The organism is Thermopirellula anaerolimosa, from assembly GCF_054657335.1.
In genome coordinates, this window is sequence record NZ_BAAHYX010000004.1 from 307,374 (window position 1) to 325,361 (window position 17,988).

Below are 17,988 nucleotides of genomic sequence, written 5' to 3' on the forward strand. Positions count from 1 at the left end.
GGATGTCTGATGAGATACGGAAGTTTGGTGTGCGTCGCTTTGCTGACCCTGGTGGGCTGCAAAGGTCCCTTTCAACAGAACCTGCCGCCGGCCCAACAATTGATGGAGCCGGGTCCCGGCGTCGGCGGTCCCGGCCCGGGAGTTCAAACGGCCTACATGCCCATGTTGGCGCCCGCGCAAGTGCCGGTGTCCCAGATTCTTTTCGCGGGTCCGGAGGGCATGCAAGTATCTTGGGATGTCACCGCTCCCGGAGCGTTCGATTCCGACCCGCTAATTTGCCCCGGACGGTACAACTTTCCGCAGGGTGCAATGTATCGCTTGAAGCTCACGAATATTCCGGGCCGCCCCGGCGTCGAGTTGTACCCGACTCTGGAAGTCGGTCCGGCGATGCCCCGCACGGAGGCTTTCATTGCCCATAACGCCATTCCCGTGCAGATTACCGAGGAAGACCTCGACCAAGTGCTCAGCGGCAATTTCGTGACCAAGGTGATTTATCTGCCGGACCCGAATTACCAAGAGTTGGCCTTGGCCGGCGTGGAGACCTTGGTTAGCACGCGACTGGATCCGGGCGTCGATCCCATCGTGGAGGCCGATCGTCGCGGTTCGATCCTCGCCATCGTGCGAATCGGCAACCGTGACCTCGAGGTGCCGGGAGAGGCGATCGGACCGCAGGACGTGGTTCCCGCCGGCTATCCCAACGGTCTGCAAGGCACCCCCTTCGCTCCGCAAGCGATGGGCGTCCCGGGCGGTACGGTCCCGCAGAACTACATCTCCGGGGTGAATGCCCCGCAATACGGAATGCCGATCAGCGGAACGCCGATCGGGCTGCCCGGTCCGCCGCACGTTCCCTTGGGCGGCCAGGCCGGTCTGCAACGCCACGTCATGGTGAATCACACGCGAGTCCACATGCCCGCACCGACCGAACGCTTCCGCGTCGATGTCAAGCAAAGCCCGGGCATGAGCTATCCTAAGCCGGCCAACCACGTGTTCATTAACGAGCAGACGCTGCCGGGACCGACCGTCTATCGGCAACCCATGTCCTACGGGAATGAAGTCGTCGGCCAGTCGATGCCGGCCGAGGCTTGCCCCACGGACGCGACGCCGCAGTGAAATAGCGGCATGCTTAAGGCAACCGGGCGCAAGGGCCGTATGAACCTTTCGCCGACGCACCCAAGACGGCCGTCCCTCGTCGAAGAGTCACGACTTCCACGACGGGATGGCCGTTTTTCATGGTCGATTCGAATCGAGCCAAGCGGAAACCTTCAGTCGCTCCAAGATGCGAAGACCAACGCGATGTTTGAATATCACTTATCCCAGGATCACCACGAACTCGAAACGGGCGGGCGACCGTCGGCTTCGGTCCCGTTCCTAGGAACTCACGGCGGCGGTAGCGTTCATGGAATCATCTTCCTATGCCTCGTCGCCATCCTGTGGTCGCCGCGCGTCATGGCGCAGCCGTCTTCGCCGCACCTCTATTTCAACGCACGAACTCCGCCGGGTTTGATTGGAACGACACGCATCCATCGCGGAGGCCCGGTGGAAAACTATTTCCAACCGGTCGAGATTCGCGGTCCGGCGGGCCTCAACGTATCCTTGGCTGAAAACGGCGTGTTCTCCGATCCTCGCCCCGTGCCTTTCACGGCGGGATTGCTGATCGGCCGAGTGTATCGCCTGCGATTGACGGAAATCCCCTTGGTGAATCAAGAGGGGATGGAGCTGTTTCCCACCTTGGAGATCGTGGATCGCACCTATCCTCCTCCCGGTCGGGAAGTCCAATTTCCCATCATCGCGGAGCTTACCATTGACGACCTTCGATTGGCATTGGAAGGCAAATTCGTTACGCGCGTCATCTACCTAGAGGACCCCACCCAAGCCGTACCTGCCGCGGCAACCGGCCCGGAACAACCTTGGTTCGACGTACCGCCGAATCAAGACCCGTTGGCGACGGCGGACGTCTTGGGGCGTCCGGTGGCGATCTTTCGCCTCGGCGGAAGGCTCCCCATGCCGGAGGAACAGGCGGACCCGGCGTTTCTGTTTGGGTGTCCGCCGTTTGTGCCGTACCCGGCGAAGGTCAAGCTCCTCCCGCGTCCGCCGCGAACCGAATCGGCCTCCCTTTCGCCTGCGCTCCCGGAAGTTGCTGGAGGCGTACGATGAAAACTCTCAACGCGTCACGGCCAAGCCGCCGCGATTTGCTTCAACCGGTCTTACGTTGGATTCCTGCGGCCGGGTGCCTGCTGATTCTCTGCTCCTGCCGTCCGCTGGGAACGACGTTGAACCACTCCCCGGTAGCCGGTCCCCCCCTGCCCTCCCCTGCCCTTTCGCAGATGAACGGCGTCCCACCGGGGCCTTATTCCGGTCTGCCGGCCGCCCGTCCGGGAAGCCCGATCGTTCCCGCGCAGAATATCGTTCCTGTAGAGAATGCACGGAATATCGAAACGACGACGCCGGCAACCGCCGTCCAAGACGCGCCTTTTGCTCCGCTTCCCCTGGGTATGCCTCCCGGCATGCCGCAAACGAACTGGACGCCGCCCGGCGTGGCCGCCCCTTGGCCTCAGGATGAATTCCTGGCCGACGGCGGGGACCTCCCCCCCTTCGCAGCCTCTTCACAAAACGGCGTGATCGGTTTGAATCCCGAAGACGCAGTCGCGCAGTACACTTCCGCCGACGGCAGGACCGTCGTTCAGCCGTTCAATCGTGCCTTCATCTACAGTCCCCGATTCGCCGCGGTGCGACAGGTCGTCGGCGTTCAGCAGAACGATCAAGCGGAAAGCACGGCGGGCGTCCACCTGCCCACGCATCTAGCACAGCGGGAAGAAATGCTGGAACCCGGCGTGGGAACGCAACGGTACCAGCCATTGGGAACCACGGGCCGACGCGGCGCCGGTTTGTTCCTATCTCGCCAAGGCGACGGCGCGGTTTCTCAATCGCTCGACCTGCGAGGCTTCAGCGACGCCTTCAAGCCTTACGAAAACTTCCGCACGATCGTGAGCGGTACGCTGGATTCGGAGGAAATCCCGACGCTCTCGGCAAGCGTCCAAGCCGCCATGGCTTGGTCCTCCGATCAGGCCGTCCAGATCATACTCGACGGCACGGCGGCGGCCGAAGCGGTCGCGACGACCAAATTGCACGCGATCTACACGGTCAAGAGCGAGCAGGGCGAGGTCAAACTGCGACTGATCAAAGTGGCTTCCACCGACGCCGCGCAACCCGGCGATTTCGTGGACTTCACTCTCAGATTCGACAACGTGGGCACCGCGACCATCCAGCGTGCGGTCATCATCGATAATCTCGGTCCGCGATTGGAGTACGAACCCGACTCCGCGCAGGCCAGCGTGGATGCCGCCTTCTCCGCCCAGGCCAACGAAGCCGGTTCCTCGCTCCTGCAATGGGAACTGGATCAGCCTCTCAAGCCGGGCGAAGGGGGCATCATCCGGTTCCGCGTCAAAGTGCGCTGAGAACTCGGAACTGCCGTTCGCAATCCAAACCGGAACGCCCCAACGCGATTCCCTTGCAACGGCTTTGCTGCCGCAACAGGCAGCTACGGCTTGGCCCCGAAGTCCAGCAGGGCCACGTCCTCGGCGTCCAGCGTGATTTCCAGTCGACCGTCTTGAACGATGAATTGCCGCCCGGTGACTAGGTCGCGAGCGGTCGTCGCCGACCGCCACCCGTCGGCCAATTCGAGGACCGCCGTCTCCTTCGCTTCGCCGAAGTTGAATACCGTAAGATAACGTTCGCCGAAACGCTCCAAGTGGATACCCCGACCGTTGGTCCGTGCCCGAGTCACCGGTTCCCATCCGGCTTCAGAAAGCAGGCGGCACAGGGGGACATACTTGCGAAAGAGGTGCCGATCCCGCTCATATAGTTCGGCCCTGCGGAAATAATGCCCGGTCGAGGCGTCGGCGCTGAAAAAGCCGGGAAACATCCCGAAGGCCAACGATCGCTTCATGTACTTCTCCACCAAGTCCGGTCCAAACTTCTCGAACTCGGTGTTTTGGAGAAAACAATACGGCTTGGGACCGCATAAGGCCCGGCGATACAGCAACTCCCCGACGGCCATCGGACGCCACCGTCCGCCTGGATTCCAGTTGGTTTCCGTTCCGGCCACGTCCAAAAGAGGCGCCAGCCAGCACAAATGGTGCGGCGTCCCATTGGCCATCATGAACTTACCCATGCGGTGCACGTCTTGAGCGATGGCGCGAACGTATTCGTAGACGATCAACCCACGGAAAACCGCCGGATGGAAACCTTGAGAATCAAACGTCAGCGGTCGGTCGCCCACGAAATGATTCCGACGGAAATCCAACTCATCGGTCACGTAACCTTCGCTGGAGTCGATGTACTCTCCGTCCAAATCGGCTGTGCGATTCGGGCCGTATAGACGATCCCGCAGTCCGTCGTTCCATTTCAGCCGGAAATCGGTGGCATCGCCCGGGATTTGCGGCAAGGAACACATGCTCCAAACCGCCCCGTTGCACCAAGGCGTATCGAGCAAACGCACGGGAATCCGTCCGTCGGCGTCGCGAAAGCTGCTGCTCCGCCATGCCAATGCCCGCACATCACCCCGCTCCGCCATGTTCTCCGCGTATGCCGTCGCCGCGTCATAGGTCCTGGGAACGTCCGACGGCATGGACATCCACCAGGTCATGGGTTCGGTATACCGAAACGTGACGATGCCGTTGGCGTCATCCCAAGCCGTTTCGTTGTCGCCCTCCTTAAAGGCGAAACCGAAATCTTGCCACTCCCGCACCTCGCTGATTTTGGCGAAGGGCATCCAAAGACCGTGCCGAGAAAGACGCGCAGCGAACGCTTCGGGAAACAACGTCCGGTACCTGTCCCATGCCGCCCGAAAGCCCCACTCCGAATCGAAGGCGAACTTCACCAATCGCAGCGTTGCCTCGGGTTTCTCTTTGGTAAGAGCCAAATCGAAGGCTGCGTAAAGCTCGCCCGAACCCGAGTTGTACCCGCAACGGTAGACGGCAGGGTAAGCCATATCGATGCCCAAGGCCAACCCCCGCCCGTCGCCGACGATCGCCGCCAAGGGCCAACGAGACAGCCCCCGACCCGTTCCCGCTTGGGTCGGTGAAACGATCAAGTATTCCCGACCGGACTCCGTCGCTTCGGCCGTATCCGGACCTCCGCACCACTTCACCCGCCCCTCGCCGTTTTGGTGAACCCGCGCATCCGGGAGCGAAAACACCAAAGTCACCGCGCGATCCCGCCCCGTAGTATCCTTGAGCCTGACGTCGTAGAACGCGGCTTCCTCGGACGGTTGTGCCGATGCGTCCCTCGGTTCGGAACGGCGAACATCCAATTCCAATCCCAAGGCGGTCCGGTCGATGGCCACGAAGTCCGAATCGGCGGCGACGTCTCTCACGCTGAAACCCTCTTGCGGGGGCTGCGAAAGCAAGCAAGGTATGCCGTCGAATCGGACGACTGCTCCTGCGGTCTTCAGTTCGTGCAAGCGTGCATTGCGAAACGATGCCCGCCCGGTATGTCCCCGAAAGAGCAGGTACACCGAAACCCGCTTGATCGGCTTGTCGGGAAAGACCAGTACCTTGGCCGACTCCCAGTCGTGACTGCCTGGGGAAAACGCGAAGGATTGGCCCCACAGCGGCGTGCCGTCCTGATAGACCAGATCCAGATACAACGAATAGTTGGCGTCTTTGCCGCCGCCCACCTCTTCGGCCGCGCTCTCGGCAAATGCCGCGATCGGCATCGGTCGGGTCTGGTTCAGTTCCACTGTTTGTACGGCGCCTCGCTGGACCGCTTCGTTGCCGTTGTCGCAGATGAAGCTCCCGCCGTCACCCTGCACATAACCCTTGCCGTAAGGGCGCCAAGCATCCGGCTTGAGCAGATTCTCGCCGTGCGATTGATCGCGGAATATCCGGCGAACGACCGACGGTCCACTGGTCTCGCCCGACACCGCCCGGGAATCGGAAACGCCCGCTGCCCCGATTAACGCGGCGGTCAGACACGCCGCAATCAGGCTCCGCCCGTTGAGACGCGCACGCCCCGATTCGTCTCCCGCCTGAATCGCCGGGGGCATGCGTCGGCGATCACGGTGTGTCAGGGACGGCGGCATCTTTCGCGTCTCCGTATGCCTCTTCACGATTTCCCACGCACCCGCTATCGCCCTGCTTCTCCAAGCCGCACTGTGACATCTAATCGTTGATTCGCTTCCAACCGGAGCGGTTCCGGGAACAGCAAAACCAGCCGTCCATCCGTGTCGGAAACGGTCGTGGGCGTTTCCTGATCGTCCACAGTCGCGCGGACCGCCGCGGCCCGGGTTCCCGGCGGCAATGCCCCAATGAAACGACCGACATCCAGGACACCGTATCGCATCTCGATCCGGAAGGTCCATTCTGCCTCTTTTCGCGTTTGTCGATAGAGCCCCCAACCCTCCGGCCCTGTAAAGAAAGAGACGTGATCTTCAGGTCGCCAGACCGGCAGGAATCCCACGGTCTTGGCGGGCCCGTCCATGATCAGGCCTTGGCAGGCCGTCAACAGGGACCACGAACTCATGGCTCTGGCATAAAACTTACCGCACTCGTCATCGCCGAAGGGATTCCCCGAATAACCCCAACTCGTGTAATTCCCCGGCGACAAGCCCTGCCGCAATTTGCCGTCGTATCTCAACGCGATCGCCCGCGTCACGGTAAACCCTTCTTGCAGCAAGCCGCCTCGTACCATAGCGGCGGCGGCGGAGTACTCGAAACCGCTCATGACCTCGTCGGCGTATTGGATCGGCTTGGCCGGGCGCGCGGTTCCCGCCGGCCATACGAACATCTGCATTCCCGCGTCTTCATCGGCCACGAACTTCCTCGGGCGCTGCGGCAAACCCTCCATGCGGCCGCGAAAGTTGTAGAGGAAAAGCCGGCTCAATGCCGATCGCACATGGTCCTCCGGATAGACCGCGCCCAAATCCAATTGCCAGGCCCACCATTGTCCCAACACTTGGTCGATACCGCAGGCGTCGCCGTAATCCTGATAGGGCGTCGCCTCGGGAATCTGGATGTAATAGTGACCGTTGAACAAGGTGCGATCCTGCTCGGCGGCCCCCACGCGGAATATCCGCCGATAGCGTTCCACGGAATCCCCGTCGCCGACCCTTCGAGCCATTTCCTCTGCGGCACGCAATGCCGCCAAGTAGAGGCTGCCCAACCAAGAGGAACTACCGCCCAACTCGCCATCCAGCGTATTCCACTGCGGACCGGAGGGAACCCCGTTTTCGTCGGAATCCCAACGGTGAATCAGGTACTCCATCGCCGAGCGGATATGGCTCCAATGCTGTTGCAACCAAGCGTCATCGGGCGACATGAGATGCTCGCGGTAGGAATTCAACACCGCGCCGCACTGGCCGTCAAAGGCCGGGAACGAGTCGGGCTGGCGATGCGGAACCGCCCCGTCCGGCTTTTGAAATCGAAATTCCTGCTGCCGCATCAATCGGGCGATGGATGGGAACAATCGTGCATGAGCCTGGGCATAATGCCAAACGTGATTGCAATTACCCTTGCAGCAGCCCGCGTCCAAATTGCAGCCCTCCCAACCGCCGAAGTAGTCGTCCTTGGTCCAAAACACGGTCCCGCTGCGAAGGATGGCCGTCTGATTCGCAATCCGATCCAAAAGCCAGTAGGGCAGATTTGAGTCGTACAACGTATCGACGTACAAACGGGTACCGGCGTAAAGTTCCTCCTCCTTAGCCAGCACCTGGTCCGTCACTTCTACGGCGTTTCGCCACACCGACTCGTACTTGCGGCCTTTGCCTCCCCAATTCCCCTGCCCTGCCGGAAGGTCCGGGAAATACCAGGCCAAGATCACGGTAAGCGTTTTGGTCTCGCCGGGGGCCAAGTTCAGACCGGCGGCGATGGCCCCTCGCAAGGTCCGCCCCTCGGGAGACGGCCCTGCCCTGCCCTCCCCCTCCATCCCGCGGATAGTACCTTGACCGAATTGCGAGGCCAATTCATTCAAGTCGTTCCAAGCCGGAACGCCTGCGGCTTCAGGATCGTTGACGGCGAGAACCATGTCCCCGCCCGAGCCTCCCTCGCGATCCATGACCAGCCACGTCGCCCCCGCGCGGCGAAGGATGCGGTTGACGTTCCCTCCCAACGACGGATGACGATCCTCTTCGATGGGACCGTCGCCACGATATCCCACCGCGTTCAATTGCGTCGCCAAGAGATCGATTTCCACGGGCACCGACCCGGGATTGCGAAAATGAAAACGGTGTATCGCACAGGGAATGGCGGAATCCCCGGCATTCAGAGGGATGAACGGACCGTACACTTCCATGCTGACGTGACACGGGACTTCGTCGTCCTCGAAAACGTATTCCGCCAAGGGGTATCGAGCGTGCAATCTTACTGATTTCATGCCGGGCAGCGGACCCTCGCCAATCGTTTGCAAAGCGCGCACGGCATAGGTTTCCCCGACTTTGGCTCGCACCGCAAAAAAGCTGTTCGGTATTGAGCGGTAGGCTACATTGCCGAAGATTTGCCACGCGTGCCGCCGACCGGTACCGTCAAAGTGTACCGCCCCCACGCCGATGCCTCCCACCGGTAGATCGATGGCCGTCAAGTGTTCACCCTCGTAGACGGTCGGCTCGCCGCGTGCAAAAAGGGCCGGATCCTGCATCAACTCTTGCCGCCGCTTTTCCCGAGCTTCCTCCAGTGCCGCCTCCTTGGCTGCGGCTTCCGCCAACATCCGACGCCGCGATTCCTCGCCCGCCAAGCGGGTCTCCCGCAAACCCAAGGCATCGGTATGGGCGGCAATCTCGTCCTGTTTGAGGATGCCCGCGTACACTGCCGCATGAGCCACCCCGCCTGTGAATCGCTCCGCTCCGGAAGGCTGAGACGAAGCAAGGTTCAGCGGACAATCCCGCTGTTCCGTGTTCACCGTCCAGGGCGTTTGGTCGTTTACGCAGGGCACACCGTTAAGGTAAACGACCGTCCCTTCCTTCCCCGACGTCACGGCCAAATGGTACCACTTGCCTTTCTGCAATTCCCCCGTCACGGGACGATATTGCGCCACGGAACGCCCATTCCACAGGTCGATCGCGGAACGATCGCCGTGGAGATGGATACTCCATCGCGTGAGCTGATGGTTTCCGTCCTTTCGCATGGCGATGAGACAGGGGTTGTACGGCATCGCGTCGAAGCCCGGTGAAAACCACAATTCCACCGTGACTTCGTCGCCTCCCAAATCCGGTCGCGGCCCCCAAGTAAGATGGTCGGTCCCATCGAAGATTGTCGCCTTCTGTCCGTCCGGCCCCGGTCCCCAAGTCGGCGCCCCGCCACGCACCACGGCTCCCGAAAGCGAATCCGCGTCTTGAAGCGGCGCATACCACTTGAGTGTCGGATTCCGCTGAATCAAGGCATCGTAGTCGGAAGCAGCGGCGACGCCGCCGAACGCTCCTACGAGGATCACGGCAAGGATCGTTCCCAGGATTGCAAGCACAGCGGCACCTCAGAATCAAGTTAGCGGGGAAAGGGAACAACGCAGTACGAAGGCGACGCGAGTACTCGCGCGGCTCAACCCGGCGTCTCCCGGCACACTCGGCTTTCGGCGGGATCGCATAAGAGCGCCGGGCTGACAAGCCCGAGTCTTGTCGCTCTTCAGTCGGGAGTGTAATCTAACGACCGAATGAGCACGCCGTCAATCCAAGGGATCGTCGTGACGAGAACTCCGCTTGAGCAAGGAAAACCCCGTGCAGCGACTCAAACTGATCATCATGTTGGGGCTTACAGCCGTGTTAGTGGTCTTCGTGGTCCAAAACGCGGCGGCCTATGATGTGCAATTCTTGTTCTGGAATCTGTCGATTTCGGGAGCGGCGCTCGTCTTCGTCTCGGCGGCGGCGGGATTTCTGGCGGGAATCTTGGTCGGCGGCCGCATCTCAATTTCCGGCAAGAGGCACAACCCTGCGGTAAAACCGCACGATAATGAACCCGCACCAAGCTCGTGATGGTGCGTCTCAGCGGATCGCCGAACTGTCACATCAAGTCGCCTCTCTCTGCCGCAAGCGATCAATCACGACCGCCAGAATGATGATCAGCCCGATCACGGTCTCTTGGACCCACTTGGGCCAACCCATTTGCTGTCCGCCCATGTACAGAATCGTGATGATCAAGGCGCCGATCACGCTGCCCAAGATCGACCCCTGCCCGCCCATCAAGCTTCCTCCGCCGATCACGACGGCCGCAATGATGAACAGTTCGTACGACACGGCCGAGGTGGGTTGACCGATCCCGCCGATGAAAGAAAACTGCATCAAGCCCGCCAATCCCGCGAACAGCCCGGCCAGGGTGTACGTCAAAATCTTGATGCGGGCCACGGGAACACCGCACAGCCGGGCGGTCTCTTCGTTCGACCCGATGGCGTACATGTATCTCCCGGGGCGGGTGTAACGAAGAAACAGGGCGGCAGCGATGGCAGCCACGACCAGGACCCACACGCCGGGCGGAAGAATCCACATGCGCCATGTGGGATCCTGCGAGGTCAACGTTGGATCCATCAGTTGCGTGAGCCACGTGTCCTTGTGCGGATAGATATCCTTTTCGTCGGCAAGCCCTTTGGCCAAGCCGCGAAAGATCCCCATCGTCCCCAACGTAACGATGAAGGGTACGACGCGCAGACCGACGACGGCGGCCCCGTTGCACAACCCGGCCAACACGCTCACCAAAACGCCGCACAAAAGGGCCAGCCATGGGATCAGCAGCGGATACTGCTCGGCAAGGTAAATCGTCTTCGTCGTTCCCGCCGCAGTCGTCGCGGTTACGTGCAGGTCCAAGACCCAGGCCACGGTGACGACCGTCAAGGCGATCATCGAACCTACGGACAGGTCGATGCCGGCCGAGATGATGATCATCGTCATGCCCAGCGACGCGGTGGCGTAAACGGCGCTCTGCCGCAAGATGTTTTCCAAATTTCGCGGAGAGTAGAACTTGCCGCCTTCCACCCAGAACGCAAAGAATCCGAAGACGACGGCCAACGCCAAGAAGCGTCCCAAGGAATGAATCCAGGGACTCTGCCGCCATTCTCGAACACGACTGCCCCAAGTCTTCGGTAACGCCGACGGTGACGTTCGATTTCGCGATGAACTCTTCATAGCGGTCCCTCTTGTCCCGTGGCCGCCAACATGAGGCGATGCTCCGTCCATTCGGAAACGGGGCGCGGCGGCCCCAAAACACCTCGGCACATAACCGCGATCGAGTGGCAGACGCCCAGCAATTCCGGCAGATAGCTGGAAACCAGCAAAATCCCCTTCGCACGTCTGCCCGCCGCATGGTCCCCTTGCGCCGCGTTGACGATCATGCGATAGATCTGAGCCTTCGAGCCGACATCGATGCCTCGCGTCGGTTCATCCAAGAGCAGGATATCGACATCCGCATAGAGCAAGCGCGCAAGCGCGACTTTTTGCTGGGTGCCGCCGGAAAGCGTACCAACGCTCTGCCACGGCGAACGGCACTTGATCGCCAGGGCATCGATCCAACGGCGACAAGCAGCGGCCTGTCGCGAGGGCAAGACCACTCCCGGCGGGCCCAAGTCGTCGAGCTTGGGAAGTGTGAGGTTGTCGGCAATGGATAACCCCAGCGCCAGCCCCTCCTTCTTACGATCCTCGCTCAACAGACCCATCCCTTGCCGCCAGCGCTGTTGGGGTGATGCCGGACCCTGGTACGTCCCCACGCGAATTCTTCCCGACCTGACGGCGTCCAAACCGAAAATCGCGCGCAGAAGTTCCGTTCTTCCCGCACCGACGAGTCCGGCAATACCAAGGATTTCGCCCCGCCGCAACGTGAGCGAGGCGGATTGCGGCTTTTTGCGCCCCGCCAGTCCTCGGACCTCTAGAATCTCCTCACCGAATCGCGGTTCGGCGGAAGGGTAGAGTTCCGCGACCTCCCTCCCCACCATCATGGCCGCGATTTCGCGGGGCTGTGTCCGCGCGGTTTCGCCGCCCCCCACCGTCTCGCCGTCCCGCAACACCGTAAAACGGTCGCTAATCTCTTGGACCTCTTCCAGAAAATGGGAAATATACACAATGGATATACCCTGCGCCTTCAGTCGTCGAATCAGGGCGAAAAGCTTTTCGGAATCCTTGCCCGATAGACTGCTCGTGGGCTCGTCCAATACCACGACTCGCGCTTGCACGGCCAGCGCCCGGGCAATCTCGACCATTTGGCGCTCGCCGGGCGACAAACGCCGCACCTCGACATCCGGCGAGATATCGACTCCAAGCTGCCGCAGTGCCGCCGCGGACGCCGCCCGCATCCGTTTCCGCGACAACCATGGGCCGCGGTGAGGTTCCACGCCCAGCAAGATGTTCTCCGCCACGGTAAGATGCGGCGCCAGGGACAATTCCTGGTAGATCATGGCCACGCCATGCCGTCTCGCATCGAGCGGGTTGATCGGGCGGTACGGCCTGCCGTCCAGTTCCATCCGGCCTGCATCCGCGCTCAACGCCCCGGAAAGCACCTTCATGAGGGTGCTTTTGCCCGCGCCGTTCTCCCCTACCAAGGCATGAACCTCGCCGGGCCGAATTTGGAAACGGACGCCGCGCAAGGCCGACGTGGCGCCGAAACGCTTCTCGATGCCTTCCATCACGAGTCGCGGAGGGGTATCGCCTGCCAACGCCATCCAAGAAACCTCACGACCTTTGCCTTTGCCGACGACTTGCGGAAAGTTGCGCTACGCTTTCGATCGCGGCGTCATTCCTTCAGGCCGACCAGGCGTCGGACGTCTGCGTCGGAGGCCAGTTTTTCCTTCGTCACCACGACAACGCCCGTGTCGATGAACGGTTCCACCTTTTCCCCACGCAGGTGCGCCACCAACGTTTCCACGGCCAACCGTCCCATCTTTCTCGGATTCTGAGCCACCAATGCGTCGACGGCACCGTTTTGCAAGGCCTCGATCAGCCGCGGCGTGAAATCGAATCCTATGAAACGCGTTTCGACTTTGACGCCGCTTTTTCGCAGGTCTTCCAGCGCGGCCAGCATCCCCAACGTGGAGCGGTCATTGCACGCAAAGATGCCGTCCAGTTTCAAAGCACCGTCCTCGACGAATTGTTCTAATGTATTTGCGGCGGTCTTCTTGCAACCGGCCACCGTGGCATCCTCGGGATAGGGATCGCCGGCCAACTCCAAGCCGGCTTCTTTGGCCGCAGAGATGAACCCCTCGGCCCGCGCCTCGGTGCTGCCCGTCCCTTGCACGAATCGCAATACGAGCACACGTCCCTTCTTGTCCCCGAGCAATTCCGCCATGTGCCGGGCGGCTAGAACGCCGCCTTGGGTGTTGTTCGTCGCCACAAAACTCGTGTGCGCGTTGCCGTCGATCTCCGAGTCGAAGATCACCACCGGGATTCCCGCTTGAACGGCGTTTTCCACGGTCCGCCGTTGGGCCGCACGGTTGAGCGGCGCCAAAGCAATACCGTCCACTTGCAGACTGATCATGTTCTCGATGATCTTGTTCTGCTCGGCCAACTCGGTCTCGGTCAACGGCCCTTCCCACTTCATTTCCACGTTCAAGGCCTTGGCCGCATCCTCCGCGCCCTCTTTGACGGTTTCCCAGAACTCCGCTCCCGTGCTCTTGGGTATCACGGCGATGACGAGCTTATCGCTTTGTCGCCGACACCCCCCGAAAAGCGGCCAAAGGACCGACACTGCCACAACGACCGCCGCGACCTTTTTCGCACGCTTCATTTGGTTTCCTCCTAAGGCATGCCCTCGGCTTGTCGCATGAGATGGAAAGAGCATTCGTGTAACGCTCCAGTTTAACCCCGCCCTAACCTATTTGCATGACGGCGGCGTATCCGGCGAGCCCAACAAAGCCGTGTTGCGGACCGGCGCCGGTTCAAACGCTGCTCTCAAAAACGAAGTGGTTGACTTTTCGGGCGGTCGGAACAAAAATGTCACCAGTTTTCGCCCGCAGGTTTTCCAGTCCCCCGGTCCGTTTCATTGAGGTCCCACCATGCGACGATTCTTGCTATCGCTAACGACATGTTTCCTGCTTGTGCTGCCGCAATTCGCGACCGCACAGGTCCGCAATGAAATCGCCTTTCCGGACATCCCGGGCTACGTCACGCTCAAGTGCGATTTCCACATGCATACCGTCTTCTCGGATGGCTTGGTCTGGCCGACCGTCCGCGTCGACGAGGCGTTTCGAACGGGTTTGGATGCCATCGCTTTGTCGGATCACATCGAATATCAACCGCACAAGGACGACGTCCCGACCAAGCACAATCGGCCGTACGAAATTGCGGCGGGAAAGGCCCGGGAATTTGGGATCCTTCTAATTCGCGGGGCCGAAATCACGCGAGATACCCCGCCCGGCCACTTCAACGCAATTTTCCTGAAGGATGTCGCCCCCGTGGAACAAGCCGAATTCCTGGATGCCGTCAAGGCCGCCAACGAGCAAGGGGCCTTCGTGTTTTGGAACCACCAAGCTTGGCAGGGCGAAGAACGAGGACGTTGGCTCGACGTGCATACCACCCTATACGAAAACAAATGGTTTCACGCGATGGAAGTCTGCAACGGAAGTTCCTACTATCCCACGGCACATCGCTGGGCCTTGGAAAAGAATTTGACCATGGTCGGGAACTCCGATATCCACGCGCCGGACTTGTTGCAAAAGAACACGTCCGCCGAACATCGCACCATCACGTTGGTGTTTGCGTCGGAGCGAAGCGTTGACGCGATTCACGAAGCCCTACGAGCAGGCCGCACCGCCGTTTGGTGGAAAGACAAGCTGATCGGTCGTCCCGAATGGTTGGAAGCGATGGCCGAAGCCGTGATTCAAATCGATCCCCCGCATCTGCGTTCGAAAAACGCCGTCTGGCTCCGCGTTCGCAACCTCTCCGAAATGGATCTCACATTGGATCGGACAGGCAGCGTCGGGCCGACGCAGGTCGTTCTGCCGGCACGGAGCACTGTCGGCGTGCGAATCAACGTACCGGACGCATCCCAACCGATTACATTGGAGTACACCATCAGCAACTTCCTGATCGCGCCCGATACCGGTCTGTCGGTGAGCTACACGATCCCCGCTCCCTGACCGCCTCCTTGGCCCAAGACCGCGACCCTGCGCAACGGCGTTGAGCCTTGCCGCGAAACAGGTCCGGTGTCTCGCTCGGACGCTCATCGCCGACGCCCTATGGGCGCAACAAAGGCAACAAAACGCCTGAACACTGCCGCCCGCGTCGCACCACTCAGGTGTGCGCCGCGGGCTTTTGCGTGGAGTTGCGTCTGAGCCGAGGAAACGAAAACTGCCGTGCAATGCGGCACGCCACGGAACCCGGCGGAGCGACCGCTACCGCGGCTTTACTCGCGGCCTTATATTGGCGAGATTGAATGCGGGCAGGTCATTTGTGCCAGCCCTGCGCCTATCCCGTGGTTTTGCGCCTGGGCGTACAGCGGTCTTTGAGTCTCCAAGCGTATTTCAGGGAGTATTGTGAGCAGTTCATCCAGCGCCGACATTCCAAGCCGAGAAGAGATCGCGGAGCGATACTTCGCGCAACTCCCCTACCCTCCCTATCCCATGCAAGAGGATGCCCTGCTGGCTTGGTTCTCCAGTTCCCAAGGCGTCCTTGTGTGTGCCCCGACCGGAACCGGCAAGACGCTCATCGCCGAAGCCGCTCTCTTCGAAGCACTTCACACCAATACCGTCGCCTATTACACGACGCCGCTGATCGCGCTCACGGAGCAAAAGTACTACGAGATGCAACAGGCGGCAGAGCGATGGGGTTTTCGGCGACAAGACGTCGGACTGGTCACGGGCAATCGGCGAGAAAATCCCGACGCCCAAATCCTCGTCGTCGTCGCGGAAATCCTTTTCAACCGCCTACTTCACCCCGAAGCCTGGGACTTCCAGTACGTCAGTTCGGTGGTGATGGACGAATTTCACAGTTTTAACGATCCGGAGCGCGGCATCGTTTGGGAATTCACGCTGGGATTACTCCCGCCGCACGTCCGCACGCTGCTGCTATCTGCGACCGTGGGTAACGCCCCCGATTTCCTTTATTGGCTTCGCACCTCCCACGGGCGCGATCTGGAACTGGTCACCAGCACCGACCGCAAAGTGCCGTTGGCGTTTCAATGGGTGGGCGACAACCTGCTGAACGAACAGATTGAATCCATGGCGGCGGGTGACGAGGACGATCGCCTCTGCCCCGCTCTGATCTTCTGCTTCAATCGGGAGGAGTGCTGGACCATCGCGGAACAACTCAAAGGGCGAGGACTGGTCACCAAATCGCAACAGACGGTCTTGACGGAATACCTCGATCAACAGGATTTGTCACGCGGCGCCGGTCCCAAATTGCGGCAGTTGTTGATGCGAGGAGTGGGTGTCCACCACGCCGGAGTCTTGCCCAAATACCGCCGCTTGGTGGAGGACTTGTTCCAGCGCAAACTCTTGTCGGTAGTGGTGTGTACGGAGACTTTGGCGGCGGGAATCAATCTTCCCGCTCGTTCCGTCGTGCTGCCGTCGTTGGTCAAGGGACCGCGCGACCGACGGCGACTGATCGACGCCAGTTCGGCGCATCAAATGTTCGGGCGAGCGGGTCGACCCCAGTTCGACAGCCAGGGGTATGTCTTCGTGTTGGCCCACGAGGACGACGTCAAAATCGCACGCTGGAAGGAAAAATTCGACCGGATTCCGGACGACGCCAAAGACCCGCAACTCTTGCGGATGAAAAAGGAATTGAAACGCAAGATGCCGCAACGGCGTCCGGACGAAACCTACTGGAATGAGGCCCAGTTTTGGAAGCTGAAAAACTCCCCGCCCGCGCGTCTGGTAAGCCGCGGCCACCTGCCCTGGCGTCTCTTGGCGTACATGCTGCAAGCGTCGCCCGAGGTGGAACCGATTCGCCGATTGATCGATAAGCGTCTTCTCGATAGCTCGCACCGGGAGGCCGAATTGCGGTATTTGGACCGGATGCTGCTCACCCTTTGGCGAGCGGGTTACGTGCGTCTGGAACCGCCTCCGCCGGTCGAAGCGGCGGAACCGCCGCGACCGAAGAAGATCGACGCGGACCGAACTTCCTGGGATTTTTCCGCAAAAGGGGAAAGTGCCGACGCCGACAACGGCAACGACGATTCGACACCGGTCGCATACTCGCCCACCGCCGCCTTCCCGACGGAGACGTTGGCACATTTAACGATGTTTCGCAGCGTGCATCCGTTATACGGCACCTTTCTGATCCACCAATTAGGCATCGCCGACGATGCGGAATTGCTCCAGGCCGTGGAAAGCGTATTGGAATTGCCGCGTTCCATGCGGAGCTACGTACGCGTCCCGTCCTACGACGATTTGCCCCCCGGCACGCTAGCCGTTCAGCGTCTCGATCCGCTGCTTCTCCATTTGGGACTGGCGTTGCCCGATCAATTGACCGGACGGAGGGACGACGAAGACGAGGACGACAAGGAAGAGCGGCGACGACGTCAGCGACGCGGATTCGAAGAAGAGGCGCCGCGCGTCTTCACTCTGGCCGAAAAGTTGGAACTCCTTTTCCGCCACGACTATCCCGACGTCCAGGACCTGCACATCACTCCCGTATGGATCGCCGGGGAGTTGCTCGAATTCGGCGGCGAATTCCACAAGTACATCTCGGCCAAGAGTCTTCAGAAACAAGAGGGCATCATCTTTCGCCACCTCTTGCGGTTGATTCTGCTGCTGGGTGAATTCAAGCAACTTTGTCCGGCCGAAGTGACCGCGGACGCATGGGCGGCGCGTCTGGACGGGTTTATCTCCGCGTTGACTGCGACCTGTCGCGACGTCGATCCCACCAGCACGGAAAAGGTCGTGGAGCAGATCGAGGGAGAAGAAATCCGGAGCGACGTCTAAACGCTTGGAACCGCTGCGAAAGGAAACGACTGCGCCGAACGGTCGACCGGCGACCGGCACGCGCTGTCCTCGTACCGTGATCCGCGCCCTTGGCTCCTTCGCTGCGTAGAATGTGATTGGCTCAACTGATCCCGGGAGGAATCCTTTCCCCCCACCTTAATG

Annotated in this window: 11 protein-coding genes; 6 read left to right on the top strand and 5 right to left on the bottom strand. The window is 60.8% G+C overall.

The window, feature by feature from the left end; genetic code table 11:
* Positions 1–9 precede the first annotated feature (9 nt).
* The 3 genes from ACYQ6J_RS01815 to ACYQ6J_RS01825 all read left to right on the top strand — a co-directional run bounded on the left by ACYQ6J_RS01815 (position 10) and on the right by ACYQ6J_RS01825 (position 3,455).
* On the top strand, positions 10–1,110 hold the full coding sequence (locus ACYQ6J_RS01815) for a hypothetical protein (RefSeq protein WP_460182483.1): 1,101 nt from the start codon (positions 10–12) through the stop codon (positions 1,108–1,110).
* 183 nt (positions 1,111–1,293) lie between these two features.
* Positions 1,294–2,154: a hypothetical protein gene (locus ACYQ6J_RS01820; protein WP_460182484.1), complete on the top strand. Its 861-nt coding sequence runs from the start codon at positions 1,294–1,296 to the stop codon at positions 2,152–2,154.
* Entirely contained in the window at positions 2,151–3,455 is a 1,305-nt protein-coding gene (locus ACYQ6J_RS01825) for a hypothetical protein (protein ID WP_460182485.1), read from the top strand. Before ACYQ6J_RS01820 ends, ACYQ6J_RS01825 begins: the two co-directional genes overlap by 4 nt.
* 83 nt (positions 3,456–3,538) lie before the next feature.
* On the opposite strand, the gene ACYQ6J_RS01830 is transcribed toward ACYQ6J_RS01825, so the two are convergent.
* On the bottom strand, positions 3,539–6,082 hold the full coding sequence (locus ACYQ6J_RS01830; protein WP_460182486.1) for a hypothetical protein: 2,544 nt from the start codon (positions 6,080–6,082) through the stop codon (positions 3,539–3,541).
* Between the two features lie 44 nt (positions 6,083–6,126).
* Positions 6,127–9,453 (bottom strand): GH116 family glycosyl-hydrolase, encoded by a 3,327-nt coding sequence (locus tag ACYQ6J_RS01835; protein WP_460182487.1) that lies wholly within the window; start codon positions 9,451–9,453, stop codon positions 6,127–6,129.
* A 232-nt stretch (positions 9,454–9,685) separates the two neighbouring features.
* Between ACYQ6J_RS01835 and ACYQ6J_RS01840 the strand changes: the two genes are divergently transcribed.
* Positions 9,686–9,958, top strand: a complete 273-nt coding sequence (locus ACYQ6J_RS01840; RefSeq protein WP_460182488.1) for a LapA family protein — start codon at positions 9,686–9,688, stop codon at positions 9,956–9,958.
* A gap of 33 nt (positions 9,959–9,991) precedes the next feature.
* Here ACYQ6J_RS01840 and ACYQ6J_RS01845 read toward each other — a convergent pair whose 3' ends face one another.
* The 3 genes from ACYQ6J_RS01845 to ACYQ6J_RS01855 form a co-directional block, all read right to left on the bottom strand.
* Positions 9,992–11,101 (bottom strand): ABC transporter permease, encoded by a 1,110-nt coding sequence (locus ACYQ6J_RS01845; RefSeq protein WP_460182489.1) that lies wholly within the window; start codon positions 11,099–11,101, stop codon positions 9,992–9,994.
* Positions 11,098–12,627, bottom strand: a complete 1,530-nt coding sequence (locus tag ACYQ6J_RS01850; RefSeq protein ID WP_460182490.1) for a sugar ABC transporter ATP-binding protein — start codon at positions 12,625–12,627, stop codon at positions 11,098–11,100. Before ACYQ6J_RS01850 ends, ACYQ6J_RS01845 begins: the two co-directional genes overlap by 4 nt.
* A 71-nt stretch (positions 12,628–12,698) precedes the next feature.
* Positions 12,699–13,688 carry a substrate-binding domain-containing protein gene (locus ACYQ6J_RS01855; protein WP_460182491.1) on the bottom strand — a complete coding sequence of 330 codons (990 nt, stop codon included), beginning with the start codon at positions 13,686–13,688 and terminating at the stop codon, positions 12,699–12,701.
* A gap of 268 nt (positions 13,689–13,956) precedes the next feature.
* Here ACYQ6J_RS01855 and ACYQ6J_RS01860 point away from each other — a divergent pair, with 268 nt between their 5' ends.
* Together ACYQ6J_RS01860 and ACYQ6J_RS01865 are read left to right on the top strand one after the other, a co-directional pair.
* On the top strand, positions 13,957–15,039 hold the full coding sequence (locus ACYQ6J_RS01860; protein WP_460182492.1) for an Sb-PDE family phosphodiesterase: 1,083 nt from the start codon (positions 13,957–13,959) through the stop codon (positions 15,037–15,039).
* A gap of 396 nt (positions 15,040–15,435) precedes the next feature.
* A complete protein-coding gene (locus tag ACYQ6J_RS01865; RefSeq protein WP_460182493.1) occupies positions 15,436–17,826 on the top strand; it encodes a DEAD/DEAH box helicase in 2,391 nt (796 codons plus the stop codon).
* Positions 17,827–17,988 lie beyond the last annotated feature (162 nt).

Coding starts and splice junctions, on each gene's coding strand:
- ACYQ6J_RS01815 (WP_460182483.1), top strand. CDS start 10: ATGAGATACGGAAGTTTGGTGTGCGTCGCTTTGCTGACCCTGGTGGGC.
- ACYQ6J_RS01820 (WP_460182484.1), top strand. CDS start 1,294: ATGTTTGAATATCACTTATCCCAGGATCACCACGAACTCGAAACGGGC.
- ACYQ6J_RS01825 (WP_460182485.1), top strand. CDS start 2,151: ATGAAAACTCTCAACGCGTCACGGCCAAGCCGCCGCGATTTGCTTCAA.
- ACYQ6J_RS01830 (WP_460182486.1), bottom strand. CDS start 6,082: ATGCCGCCGTCCCTGACACACCGTGATCGCCGACGCATGCCCCCGGCG.
- ACYQ6J_RS01845 (WP_460182489.1), bottom strand. CDS start 11,101: ATGAAGAGTTCATCGCGAAATCGAACGTCACCGTCGGCGTTACCGAAG.
- ACYQ6J_RS01850 (WP_460182490.1), bottom strand. CDS start 12,627: ATGGCGTTGGCAGGCGATACCCCTCCGCGACTCGTGATGGAAGGCATC.
- ACYQ6J_RS01855 (WP_460182491.1), bottom strand. CDS start 13,688: ATGAAGCGTGCGAAAAAGGTCGCGGCGGTCGTTGTGGCAGTGTCGGTC.
- ACYQ6J_RS01860 (WP_460182492.1), top strand. CDS start 13,957: ATGCGACGATTCTTGCTATCGCTAACGACATGTTTCCTGCTTGTGCTG.